The organism is Marinobacter albus, from assembly GCF_030238305.1.
GTDB lineage: Bacteria > Pseudomonadota > Gammaproteobacteria > Pseudomonadales > Oleiphilaceae > Marinobacter > Marinobacter albus.
Genome location: NZ_JASSQD010000001.1, coordinates 251,291 through 263,324, shown reverse-complemented (window position 1 = coordinate 263,324; position 12,034 = coordinate 251,291). Strand labels below are relative to the sequence as shown.

Here is a 12,034-nt window from a genome sequence, read left to right as displayed (position 1 = left end):
CTTCCAGAATAACGACAAGGAGCACCCCATGGCACGCATCTATGAAGACAATTCCCTTTCCATCGGTAACACGCCGCTGATCCAGCTGAACCGGGTAAACGACGGGGCCACTATCTGGGCCAAGATTGAAGGCCGAAACCCGGCCTATTCCGTGAAATGCCGTATTGGTTCGGCCATGATCTGGGATGCGGAAAAGCGGGGCACCCTCAAGCCCGGCATGACCATTGTGGAACCGACCAGCGGCAACACCGGCATTGCCCTGGCGTTCGTGGCGGCAGCGCGCGGCTACAAGCTGGTACTCACCATGCCTTCGTCCATGAGTCTGGAACGGCGCAAGGTGCTCAAGGCGCTGGGCGCAGAACTGGTCCTGACCGAGCCCGCCAAGGGTATGCCCGGCGCCATTGCCAAAGCCGAGGAGATTTTCGCCTCCGATCCCGATAGCCATTTCCTGCCGCAACAGTTCCAGAATCCGGCCAACCCGCGCATTCATGAAGACACCACAGGCCCCGAGATCTGGCACGACACCGATGGCGAGGTCGACATCTTTGTCTCCGGCGTTGGCACCGGCGGCACCCTCACCGGTGTGTCCCGCTATATCAAGGAAACCCGTGGCAAGCAGATCACCACCGTGGCGGTCGAGCCCACGGATTCGCCGGTGATCACCCAGACCCTCAGGGGCGAAGAGCCAAAGCCCTCACCCCACAAAATCCAGGGCATCGGGGCCGGCTTCGTACCCAAGAACCTGGATCTGGACATGGTGGACCAGGTTGAAACGGTGTCCAACGAAGAGGCCATGGAGATGGCCCATCGGCTGATGCAGGAAGAAGGCATCCTGTGCGGCATTTCCTGTGGCGCAGCGGTGGTCGCGGCGGTACGCGTCAGCAAGCAGCCGGAGCACAAGGGCAAGAATATCGTCGTGGTGCTGCCGGATTCGGCGGAACGTTACCTGTCATCGGCCCTGTTTGCCGACCAGTTCGGGGATCTGGAGAACAAGCAGTAACGAAGAGCTTAGCGGGGACGCGGCCACCGGCCGCGCCCACGGTTCCTTAAGGCACTGATATTTTAAAGTTGCCTCACTTCCACCCCATCAGCGACGAAATAACTATTCAGCCAGCCCCATGCAGTTGGCATAAAACGTTGTGGTAGCCGGCCAATCAGAGAAGATGCCAATCACGCCCACGTCCCTCGCGAGCGCGTCGATCACCGTAAGCACGTCACCGTCGTTGTTGATGGCATCCGTGACGCTCTGGTAGTACCAGCCACCGCCGCTGGCCAATGGACCACTCCGCTCCACCGTCCAGGCAATCAAATCCAGCCCGGCCAGACGGGCATTCTCGGCATACCCGGATGGCACGATCTCCTGGTGCCCATTCAGCGCCAGCAACTTCCAGAGCGCGGGCGCCAGAATGTTCACGCCCTGGGCTTTCAAACTCTCCATATAGGCCAGAGAGGTGTTGCCATCCGTGGGTTTGGCCTGATCGAGAAACACCGCCTGCTCACCAAAGCGCGGGGTTTCGTTAATCCAGAACAGTACGTCATCCAGATTGAACGACTGCGGCCAGACATCCCCGGGAGACACCCCGGCCTTGCGGTAGTCTTCGATCATCTGGCGGGCGTAATCCTGCTGGCTGTAGTCGCCCTCGAAGGGCATCTCGACCACCGGTGATTTAAGCTCCGGCGTGAATTTCACACCAAGGGCCTGAAACAGGTCGATGCTCTCGCGATGGGTCATCAGGGTGCCACGGGCGGTGTACAGATCGGTCCGCCAGTCTGCGGTGCCACGCACATACTCTTCCGGGGTGGTTGCCATAGGATTGAAGGCATCCATCTTGCCCTTCAGGGTTTTGAACTCGGCCAGGGTGATGTCGCTGGTCCGACACTCCGCCCGGGCCGGTATGCCCGTGGCAGGGTCTGCTGGCACAAAGGGCTGGGTACACCTGGCATTCAATTCGGGAATAGTGACGATGTCGGTGGTGGTATGCAGGTCATTCTGGGCGTGCCGGCACACCAGCTCCCGGTCCTTGGTGAATGCGACATCACACTCGACAATACCGGCCCCCATCTTGGCGGCAGCAACGTAGGATTCCAGGGTGTGTTCCGGAAACTGGAGCGGCGCGCCCCGGTGGCCAATCGAGAAATCGGTTCGCTTCAGGTGCTTGGTTTGGCAGGCTTGCAGACGCTCTTTCAGCGGGCCTTCATCCATGTCGTCGACCAGCCAGAACGGGCGCGGCCCGATCTCGATGGTGTCATGACCTTTGGCACCATGCTCCAAGGCTCCCTGCCAGTCGACCTGTCCGGGCGGCAACCGGTTCTGCCCCGCCTGGGTGTTCGGCGCAGCCTGCGTGCAAGCCAGGGGAGGTGAGCAAAGCGCGATGCCCAGCAATGTGCGTAATATCATAAACAGCTCCTTGTGAAATGAATGATACTGCCAATTCAGTGTTCACAAGGAGCGTTACGATGGCGTGAACGTTAGTTGACCACTGTGTGGGCGTTTTATGTCAGCCGGCGGCAGCCGCCTCATACTCCCGAACCATCGTGTACAGCTGGTCCTTCAGGCTCAGACGCTGCTTCTTCTGGTTTTCCAGGTAGTCGTCCGAGGTGTTTTCAGCGCCCGACTCAATCCGGTGAATCTCATGGTCCAGCTCATGATACTCATCGAACAGCCGGGCAAAGTGGCCACTGTTGGCTTTAAGCAGGTGTATCGCTTCTCTGGACTCGGGCAATTCGTGCAAAAGATCGTGTTTTTCCAAAGGCATCGCCAGCACTCTCCATGGCTGAGTTAGGGATTATTCCCCGTCAGTTTAGAGTGCGGCTGCCCTATGCTTCTTGATCCCGATCAACGGCCTGATCCGGATCCGGATCCGGCGATAATGCCGCAATTGCAAAGCCCAGGCCCGCAGCGGCCAAGCTCACACTTCTGTAGCTCACCCTTGAGATACCACGATGCGACACCCGAACCAGCCGGCTCCAGGGACGGGCAACCGGAACGCGCTCCAGAAGGCCGAAGGTTTCGTCAGCTATCGCAAGGTGCACGCGCTCGAGCTTCAACGCGCTGTGACTCGCCCCCTGCGCGAGCAGGTCCCCCATCCCGAGCCACCAGCGGCGCTGGTGCGGATCAATCTGGATACTCATACCAACCACTCCTGCAGTTGAGTTGCCACATCCGGGTGATGGGCCAGACCAATGTGGTCAATCCCCGGAAACGTCGCCATGCCCGCCAGCTGCCAGCCCGGTTGTTCCAGCCCCTGCGCACTGGCTTCATGCACCAGGGCATCGCCGAACAACGCATTCACGGGGTGAGTTCTGGAGCGGGACAACAAACCACAGACCACATAATGCCGGGCGCCGGGCAGCAATGGCGCCTCACCCGCACCCTGTTCCAGAATGTCGCCCCGGGAAAGATTACGAATGCCCGAGCTACGCAAATCAATCACCTCACCAATCACCTTCAGGTAGTCGCGGGGCATGTCATTAAGCATCCCCGCCACCGAACGCGCGCCCCTGGCCAACCAGGATCCATCATGAGGCGATCCGATGTACACGCAATCGCTGAGCGCCTTCAACCACCGGTGCCCGGCTGCTTGCCCCGACTGGCAGGCGCTGCGAATCACCAGCCCCCCCATACTGTGCCCAAGCAGGATCAGGCGGGTGACGGGCACGGGCCAGGAAGTAACAACCTGTTCCAACAGCTGTGCCAGATCCCGGCCATTGCGGTAGATGGGCCGACCAGTGTTGTAACGCAGCACAAGATCGGTAACACCCCCGCGAATGGCCGACGAGAGCGATGCACCGTAGCTGTCACCCGAGGCACCCGGCATGCGCCAGACCGTTTCCAGCTCCATCAGGCCATGTATGGAAAGGCACAGGGTTCCGGAAGGCTCGTCAATGCAGGGATATGCCGGGTCCAGCTCGGAATTCTGGTGCAGCAACGCCAGAGAGACCGCCAGCGGATTTCGGCGTGACTCCAGCCAGTCACCGAGGAAACCACTCGCAATAGCAGAGGTCTGGCGTTGCCACCGAGGCATCGGTGCAGACGGCATGAAACAGCTTCCTTCTGTGAAATTTCGACCCAGTCTACACCCATTGCCGCTCAGACACGCGCTTGCCCTGATCGTTCAGATTGTAGAAGCCGGAAATGCTCTCTCCATGTACTTCAGACGGGCGCGAAGCTTCTGGCACAGTTAAGCCTGTTTGGCGGCCCGCTTCTCGGCCTGACTGAGGTCCATAGTCAGTGCCCCTGCTCAACCCCCTCGATGCCGATTTCGTCGAAGTATCTCTTCCCTCCGAACATCAACATCTGTAGCTTTAGCCTTTACGTAGAATAATAAAAGTCGTCTATATCGGGCCTTACCATGATTCATTCGGCGCTCGACGCACCCGGACTCGCAGAATCACCTTTGTTTCGTTTCCACTCGGGTTGAACCTGCTCAAAGCCCTTGCGAACCTGAGGCAAAGAGGATTGAATCTTTGTTTTACTGCTGCAGGACTATCCTTATAAATGGATGCTTTGTCTGAAGCCTTTCGACTGATTATCACGCTGGATGCAGATCTCTTCGAAATCCTTTTGCTGTCCATCCGGGTCAGCCTGATTGCCTTGGCCATATCCGCCATCATCGGTTTGCCCCTCGGGAGCTGGCTGGCGATCTCCAAATTTCCGGGGCGGAAATTCTGCATCCTTTTGCTCAATGCTCTGATGGGCATGCCCCCGGTGGTTGTGGGGCTGATCGTGTACCTGCTGCTGTCTCGGTCCGGGCCACTGGGTTGGCTGGGGCTTCTGTACACACCCTCTGCCATGATCATCGCGCAGGCAGTCCTGATCACCCCGATTATTGCGGCCCTGTCGAATCAGGTGATTGAGAATCTCCATCAGGAATACCGCGATACTTTTTACTCCATGGGAATCACCGGACGCCGGGCTGTGGTGGCCTATCTGGTGGACGCACGCTATGCCCTGACCACCTGCATTCTGGCGGGCTTCGGTCGCGCCATCGCCGAGGTTGGTGCTGTCATCATCGTCGGCGGCAATATTGATCATCTGACCCGTGTCATGACCACCGCCATCGCGCTGGAAACCTCCAAGGGCAACCTGACCCTCGCCTTGGGCCTGGGAGCGGTGCTGCTGTCGCTGTCATTGCTGGTCAACGCGCTGGTGATAGGCGTCCGTGAATACGCTGCGAAACGCCAATATGCCTAATCCACTATTGCCCATAAGTATCCGCGATCTGCGCCTGACCAGAAGCGATCGGCCCGTGCTGGGAGGGGTGAACCTGAAGATTGATGACCCTGGTATCACTGTGATTATGGGCCCGAACGGCGCAGGCAAAACCCTGCTCTTGCGCTGTCTGCATGGCCTGATCACTCCGGATCAGGGATTCATCAAACTGGGTTCTCTGGCAGTCGCGGACAGTCGCGATGAGCAGGCCATGGTCTTTCAGCACCCGGTACTGCTGCGCCGAACCGTGCTGCAGAATCTGGCCTTTGCGGCCCCCGAGATTGCCAAGACCGCGCCCGAGCGTTTGATTCAGGCCCTGGAGTCGGTCAACCTGGCTAACCGCGCCGACCAACCCGCCCGGATGCTGTCAGGTGGGGAACAGCAACGACTGTCCCTGGCCCGAGCGCTGTTGAGTGAGCCCGCATTGTTGCTCCTGGATGAGGCGACGGCTAACCTTGATCCGGCATCGGTTTTGTTAATCGAATCCCTGGTCAAAGCGCAAAGCCTCCAGGGAACCAAGGTGATCCTGGTCAGTCATGATCAAAGTCAGGCTAGACGTCTGGCCGATGAAATCGTATTTATGTCTAATGGGAAGGTAGCGGAGCAGAGTCCGGCGGATCAATTCTTTACCACGCCCCAGACCCCTGCGGCCAAAGCTTATCTGGCCGGTGAAATCCTGTTTTAGAGGGCTGCCATGAAACATCTCATCACCTGCATTGCTTTAATGTTAAGCGCTCAAACTCTGGCGGATACGATCATCGTCCAATCCACCACTTCAACTCAGAACAGTGGTCTGTATGACTACCTGTTACCGATACAGGAAAAGGACACCGGTGTTGAGGTTCATGTCGTCGCAGTGGGCACGGGACAGGCGATCAAAAACGCCATGCATTGTGACGGGGACGTTCTCCTGGTTCACGCCAAGCCCGCGGAAGAAAAATTCGTCACCGAAGGTTATGGCGATTACCGCCGCGACCTGATGTACAACGACTTCGTCATCATCGGGCCTGAAACTGATCCGGCCAATGTAGGAGGAGCTCAGAACGTTATTGAGGCTCTGGAGCGGATCAAGCAATCAGGGGCTAAGTTTGCGTCACGCGGGGACGATTCGGGGACACACAAGAAAGAACGATCTCTGTGGCAGGCGGCCGGTATCGACCCTGATACCGGATCCGGTCAATGGTACCTTGAAACCGGCAGCGGCATGGGCGCAACCCTCAACACGGGCGTGACCCTGAGCGCCTATGTGTTGACCGACAGAGCCACCTGGATCACATTTGCCAACAAACAGGATGCCACCATTCTCTACGAGGGAGACGCCTCCCTGTTTAACCAGTACGGTATTATTCCCGTCAACGCGGACAAGTGTCCCAGCGTGAATCAAGAGGCGGCGAAGACCTTTGCACAGTGGTTGGTGTCCGAAACCGGACAAGCCGCCATTGGCGCCTATCAGGTTGATGGTAAACAGTTATTTTTTCCGAATGCCAACTAGGTTGACCGGATATGATCGGGTTGGCCAAGCGTAATCCGACACCGGCATCATATGTCGCGTAACACCCCGAATGGCTCGAACAATGATGACGATTGAAAAGCTTCTTCCCAACCCCACCGACCCCCGGCTATCGCGCACTGTTGAAGGCGTTGACGAGACCGGTCAAGCCAAATCGATCAGTGTGATCGAAGAGCGTCCCCTGACCATCTATCTGAACAGCCAGGAGATCGTCACGGCAATGACCATCGGCGATCACCCGGAGTACCTGGCGCTCGGTTTTCTCCTGAACCAGGGGATGCTGAAAGAGACCGACCGGGTCACGAAGATCGATTTTGACGAAGAGCTGGAAGTCGCTGTGGTTCGCACCGCGGGTGTCACAGACGTGGAAGACAAGCTGGAAAAGAAAACCCGGACCTCAGGCTGCGCCGTGGGCACTGTGTTTGGAGACATGATGGCGGGACTTGAAGGGCTGTCCTTACCGGACACACCGGTTCATACCAGCACCTTCTACGACCTCTCCTACCAGATTAATCACACGCCCAGCCTGTACATGGAAACCGGCGCCATTCACGGCACGGCCCTGTGTCAGGGGCTTCAGGTCCTGGCCTATATGGAGGATGTCGGACGTCACAATGCGGTCGACAAGATCGCTGGCTGGATGCACTTGAACGACATCCAGGCGGCCGATAAAGTTCTTTACACTACAGGCCGCCTGACCTCCGAGATGGTGATCAAGACCGCCCTGATGGGCATTCCTACCCTCATCAGCCGGTCCGGCTTCACTGCCTGGGGCGTCGATATTGCCCGGCAGGTCGGGTTGACGCTGATTGGCCGGATGCGCGGCAAGAAATTCACCTGCCTCAGTGGCCAGCACCGTCTGGTCTACGATCAGGACTTGTCGCAGGTTCCCGATGAGGACAAGAAAATGCGCCGTAAAGGTGCTCAGCGTGATTGACGGAGGCGGAGCATGACTGAGTGCGCAGTCATTCTGGCCGGTGGCCAGGCAAACCGCATGGGCGGCGGTGACAAGGGACGATTGTTGCTGGGCGATCGGTCGTTGATCCAGCGTGTCATTGATCGAATCACGCCGCAGGTCGACGCCGTGGTGTTGAACGCCAATGGGGATCTGAGTCGTTTCGACGATTTGGGGTTGCCCGTGGTGGCCGACTCTGTCACCGGCTACGCGGGCCCGCTGGCGGGTGTGCTGGCAGGAATGGATTGGGCGGCGGAACAGGGCCACGATTGGCTGATCAGTGTCGCCGCCGATACCCCATCCTTCCCTCTAGACCTGGCACGGCGTTTGTCCGAATACGATACTCCGGTGGTATTGGCGGCGACGCCGGACCCGGAGCGCGGCCGAGTGCCCCAACCGACCTTTGGCCGCTGGCGGGTTGCATTGCGTCACGATTTGAGAGATGCCCTGAACGACGGCGTGCGCAAGATTCGTCAGTGGACACAAACCCAGGGCGAGACCCTGGTGATTTTCGGTGAGGATGACTTTTTCAACATCAACACGCCAGAAGATCTGGCCTGGGCGGAGCAGCATCTGAAGTGAATGTCATTGGTATTGTCGGCTGGAAAAACTGCGGAAAAACCACCCTGGCCAGCGCACTGATCCGTGAGCTTTCCAGCCGAGGTTTAACGGTCAATTCGATCAAACATGCCCACCATAAAGTGGATGTCGACCAGCCCGGCACCGACAGCTACCGGCATCGCGAGGCCGGCGCCCGGGAGGTCATCCTGGCGGGTGGACAACGCTTCGCCATCATGCACGAGCTTCGGGACGCCAACGAGCCGACCATGGATGAGTTGCTGGCCCGTCTGGGCCCCTGCGACTGGGTCGTGGTTGAGGGGTTCAAGTCCCATAAACACCCCAAGATCGAAGTGCACAGGCAGGAGTGTTCCCGTGCGCCGCTTCATCTGGAAGACGCCAGCATTATTGCAGTGGCAACGGATTATCCTTCGGAGTTTTCGGGCCCCGGCTTTGATTTGAACGATGTATCCGGGATAGCCGACTTTATTCTGAGCCCAAGAGGGCCGTAAACGGGAGAATCATGAACGAGCTTCGTAACGACTGTTTTGCCCTGCCCCCCGGGGTAAACTGGACACCCGTAGACGAGGCACTGGAGCGCTTGCGTTCACGTTTGCATCCCGTGGTGGGCGTGGAGCGCGCTGTTCCGCTGTCACAGGTGAGTGGGCGGATACTGGCGAGCGATGTCTATGCGCCTCGCGCCCATCCCCCCAGCAGCAATTCTGCGGTCGACGGCTATGCGTTTGCAGGACCTTTAACCCGGGTACCCTGCGCCCTGCCCCTGGTGGATGGCCGCAGTGCCGCCGGTGAACCTTACATGGGGCAGGTGCCCGAAGGCCACGCGATCCGGATCCTGACCGGCGCGGTGATGCCGGCTGGCACTGATACGGTGGCACTGGAAGAGGATTGCGAGGTCGTCGATGGCCAGTTGCATTTGAACGGTACGTTAAAAGCAGGCGCCAATCGGCGAAAAGCGGGTGAGGACATCAAAGCGCAGGATCGCATCCTCAAGGCGGCAACCCGCCTGACGCCGACCCAGGTTTCAGTCCTCGCCAGCGTGGGTGTGGCGTCGGTGGATGTGTATCAGCGACTGCGCGTTGGCGTCCTGTCCACGGGCGATGAAGTGAAGCCAGTCGGTTCAGCGGTCACCGACTGGCAGATTTACGACGCGAACCGCCCGATGCTGAGTGCCCTGGTGGCACAGCTTGGCTACGAGTTGGTCGACCTGGGCCATGTACTGGACCGGGCTGCGGACGTCAAAGCAGCGTTAGAGCGTGGCGCCGAGCAATGCGACCTGATCCTGACCAGCGGCGGGATATCTGCCGGGGACGAGGATCATGTGTCGAAAACGCTGAAAACCCACGGTGACATCAGCAACTGGCGCATCGCGATCAAGCCCGGGCGGCCGCTGGCGCTGGCCATGTTCCGTGGCACGCCTGTGGTGGGGTTGCCGGGCAATCCGGTGGCCGCCTGGGTCTGCGCGCTGCGTTTCGGCGCGCCCGCGATGGCGCTGCTGGCAGGGGGGGAGTGGTTCGAACCTCAGGGCTATCTCGTGCCCGCCAGTTTTACCAAGAACAAAAAGCCGGGGCGCAGCGAGATGTTGCGCGCTCGGGTCCGTAACGGTCAGGTTGAGGTGTTCGGCTCTGAAGGCTCGGGCCGGGTTACGGGGCTGGCCTGGTCTGAGGGTCTGGTGGAACTGGATGAGACTGCGCAGCAAATCGAGCCCGGGACCCCCGTGCAGTTCATCCCCTACGGCAGCTTCGGGTTGTAATCACTCGACGCTGCCGTGCACGGCAAAGGCCTCCAGTGAGGCATCTTGTGGAGCCCGGGAGCGGTAGGTTTCCTCAACTCCCAGCTCGGTCAGCGTGCGGCTGACCATCAGCAGGGTGTTGTCTTCGAAGTCCTCACACATGCTACGCATCTGCTCAATTTCTTCGCAGGCGACGGGGTAAGCCGCGTCGATATCCGGCGCACCGTAGCGCTCAACGAAAGTTTGCGCGAGGGTCCTGCACAACTGCTCCAGTTCCGCTTCAGTAATGTCACAGACCCCAACAAAACTGGCGCGGCCACCCGACTCTACACTGTACCAGCCGTTGCTGAAGGCCTGACGGGCCTTGCCCGTCAGATCCGCTTCGCGCCAGTTCGAAAACTCGAATCCGCCTGAGATCGCCCATTCGCCGCTGGGGGCAGGCACCTCGTAGACATTTTCATCGGATACATCCAGACGCAGGGTTCTGGCCAGTTTCATAGGTGCTCCGCGAATTCAATCAAACTCACTGTCTCGGTCATGACGTCCTGACGCAATAGCATCCGGCCCTTTTCATCCAGACCAACAAAGACTCCGGGTTTTGGCTGGTCGATCATTTTACCCAGAGTGTCACAACGTGGTCGCCACTCGCTATGTACGCGTTCGAACCCACTGTCCATGAAGTAGGTCAACCACAGCAAGGTGTGCTTGGACCAGCTTTCCAGCAGCCCCATGGGGGTGATCTCGACACAACCCTCCTCGTGCAGACAGGTTTGATTCGGGTTTTTGCCTGGCTCGTTGCTCAAATGCATGAAGGGTACATTGATGCCGATGACCAGCCAGTTAGGTTGCGCTTTGGGATCAGACACATCTGCGGCAAAGCGAACAACACCGCAGAGGGCGCCATTGACCTTGATACGATCGGGCCATTGAAAGTGCACAGGCACTTCGGGCGGGGCCAGTGCCCCCAGACTCTCGGCCAGACCTATCTGGGCCACGTAAACGGCTTGAATCGCCTCTTCCAGGCTCGTTTCCGGTGCCAGCACCAGAGCTGCCCGCAAGGTGTCGACCGCGTCGGAGTAAAAAATCGTCCCGGAATCGACCCCGGCGATGGCTCGGCTGACGGCCTTGTCAAAGGGATCCGTGTGCTTGGGCACCACTTCGCCCGAGAGTAGCGGCGGGAACTGGGGTGACTCGATCATCGCATAGCCCGGGCGTAGACATCAGAAGCAACAATTTCATCGGCAATACGCTGGAAAGCCTTTGCCTGCGGGCTATCCGGCTTTGACACCACAATCGGAACGCCGCCGTCCGAGCCCACACGGATATCCAGATCGAGCGGGATCTCGCCCAGAAACGGCGCGCCAAGCTTTTGTGCTTCAGCCCTGGCGCCGCCGGATCCGAACGGGTGGTGTTCTTTCCCGCAACCGTCACAGACGAAGGATGCCATGTTTTCGATCAGACCAAACAGCGGCACCTCCATCCGGTTGAACATATCGATGCCTTTGCGCGCATCCATCAAAGCGATGTCCTGGGGTGTCGAGACCACAACGGCGCCGGCCACAAAGAATTTCTGACTCAGGGTCATCTGGACGTCACCCGTTCCCGGGGGAAGATCCACCAGCAGCACATCCAGCCTGCCCCAATCCACCTGATTCATCATCTGTTGCAGGGCGCCCATCAGCATGGGTCCGCGCCAGACGATGGCTTCGTCGTCCGGGGCCATCAGCCCCAGGGACATCAGGGTCACGCCATGATTGCGCAGGGGCAATATGGTATGCCCGTCAGGACTGGACGGACGACCTGAAACACCCAGCATACGGGGCTGGCTGGGCCCGTAGACATCCGCATCTAACAGACCCACCTTGAGACCTTTCGAGGCCAGCGCAACCGCCAGATTGGACGCCACTGTCGACTTGCCCACACCACCCTTACCCGAGGCGATGGCGATGATGCGATCAATCCCCTTAGGATTTTTGTCCTGGGGCCGGGGCGCGTCGGTGCCGATCAGATTGGCTTGTCCCGCGTCAACGTATTGAACCATGTTGTGTC

General features: G+C 59.0%; 15 protein-coding genes. 8 read left to right on the top strand and 7 right to left on the bottom strand.

The window, feature by feature from the left end:
- Positions 1-28 precede the first annotated feature (28 nt).
- Complete coding sequence (gene cysK, locus QQF73_RS01270; protein WP_285366967.1) at positions 29-1,000, top strand: cysteine synthase A; 972 nt, start codon at positions 29-31, stop codon at positions 998-1,000.
- 102 nt (positions 1,001-1,102) lie between these two features.
- Here the strand turns inward: cysK and QQF73_RS01265 are convergent, their stop codons facing one another.
- The 4 genes from QQF73_RS01265 to QQF73_RS01250 all read right to left on the bottom strand — a co-directional run bounded on the left by QQF73_RS01265 (position 1,103) and on the right by QQF73_RS01250 (position 4,040).
- On the bottom strand, positions 1,103-2,398 hold the full coding sequence (locus QQF73_RS01265) for a glycerophosphodiester phosphodiesterase family protein (protein ID WP_285366965.1): 1,296 nt from the start codon (positions 2,396-2,398) through the stop codon (positions 1,103-1,105).
- A gap of 100 nt (positions 2,399-2,498) precedes the next feature.
- On the bottom strand, positions 2,499-2,756 hold the full coding sequence (locus QQF73_RS01260; RefSeq protein ID WP_219867228.1) for an HP1242/YdcH family protein: 258 nt from the start codon (positions 2,754-2,756) through the stop codon (positions 2,499-2,501).
- A gap of 61 nt (positions 2,757-2,817) precedes the next feature.
- Positions 2,818-3,132: a hypothetical protein gene (locus QQF73_RS01255; protein WP_219867229.1), complete on the bottom strand. Its 315-nt coding sequence runs from the start codon at positions 3,130-3,132 to the stop codon at positions 2,818-2,820.
- Entirely contained in the window at positions 3,129-4,040 is a 912-nt protein-coding gene (locus QQF73_RS01250; RefSeq protein ID WP_219867230.1) for an esterase/lipase family protein, read from the bottom strand. Before QQF73_RS01250 ends, QQF73_RS01255 begins: the two co-directional genes overlap by 4 nt.
- 458 nt (positions 4,041-4,498) lie before the next feature.
- Here QQF73_RS01250 and QQF73_RS01245 point away from each other — a divergent pair, with 458 nt between their 5' ends.
- The 7 genes from QQF73_RS01245 (at position 4,499) to QQF73_RS01215 (ending at position 10,006) form a co-directional block, all read left to right on the top strand.
- Positions 4,499-5,194 (top strand): ABC transporter permease, encoded by a 696-nt coding sequence (locus QQF73_RS01245; protein WP_219867231.1) that lies wholly within the window; start codon positions 4,499-4,501, stop codon positions 5,192-5,194.
- Entirely contained in the window at positions 5,163-5,897 is a 735-nt protein-coding gene (locus QQF73_RS01240) for an ATP-binding cassette domain-containing protein (protein WP_285366963.1), read from the top strand. The genes QQF73_RS01245 and QQF73_RS01240 overlap by 32 nt, the downstream gene beginning before the upstream one ends.
- Positions 5,898-5,906: 9 nt before the next feature.
- The gene (locus QQF73_RS01235; protein WP_219867233.1) at positions 5,907-6,704 is read left to right on the top strand and encodes an ABC transporter substrate-binding protein; all 798 of its coding nucleotides are present in this window, start codon (positions 5,907-5,909) and stop codon (positions 6,702-6,704) included.
- 82 nt (positions 6,705-6,786) lie between these two features.
- On the top strand, positions 6,787-7,659 hold the full coding sequence (locus QQF73_RS01230) for a formate dehydrogenase accessory sulfurtransferase FdhD (protein ID WP_228743350.1): 873 nt from the start codon (positions 6,787-6,789) through the stop codon (positions 7,657-7,659).
- Positions 7,660-7,671: 12 nt separating this feature from the next.
- On the top strand, positions 7,672-8,259 hold the full coding sequence (gene mobA / locus QQF73_RS01225; RefSeq protein ID WP_219867234.1) for a molybdenum cofactor guanylyltransferase MobA: 588 nt from the start codon (positions 7,672-7,674) through the stop codon (positions 8,257-8,259).
- On the top strand, positions 8,256-8,747 hold the full coding sequence (mobB, locus tag QQF73_RS01220) for a molybdopterin-guanine dinucleotide biosynthesis protein B (RefSeq protein ID WP_219867235.1): 492 nt from the start codon (positions 8,256-8,258) through the stop codon (positions 8,745-8,747). The genes mobA and mobB overlap by 4 nt, the downstream gene beginning before the upstream one ends.
- Before the next feature lie 11 nt (positions 8,748-8,758).
- Entirely contained in the window at positions 8,759-10,006 is a 1,248-nt protein-coding gene (locus tag QQF73_RS01215) for a molybdopterin-binding protein (RefSeq protein ID WP_285366960.1), read from the top strand.
- Here the strand turns inward: QQF73_RS01215 and QQF73_RS01210 are convergent, their stop codons facing one another.
- From QQF73_RS01210 to QQF73_RS01200, 3 genes are read right to left on the bottom strand one after another with little or no spacing between them, the layout of a single operon-like run.
- Positions 10,007-10,483: a DUF6505 family protein gene (locus QQF73_RS01210; RefSeq protein WP_219867237.1), complete on the bottom strand. Its 477-nt coding sequence runs from the start codon at positions 10,481-10,483 to the stop codon at positions 10,007-10,009. It abuts the gene before it with no gap.
- Positions 10,480-11,184, bottom strand: coding sequence for a biotin/lipoate--protein ligase family protein (locus QQF73_RS01205; RefSeq protein ID WP_219867238.1), 705 nt, complete (start codon positions 11,182-11,184; stop codon positions 10,480-10,482). Before QQF73_RS01205 ends, QQF73_RS01210 begins: the two co-directional genes overlap by 4 nt.
- Positions 11,181-12,026: an Mrp/NBP35 family ATP-binding protein gene (locus tag QQF73_RS01200; protein WP_219867239.1), complete on the bottom strand. Its 846-nt coding sequence runs from the start codon at positions 12,024-12,026 to the stop codon at positions 11,181-11,183. The genes QQF73_RS01205 and QQF73_RS01200 overlap by 4 nt, the downstream gene beginning before the upstream one ends.
- Positions 12,027-12,034: the final 8 nt, after the last annotated feature.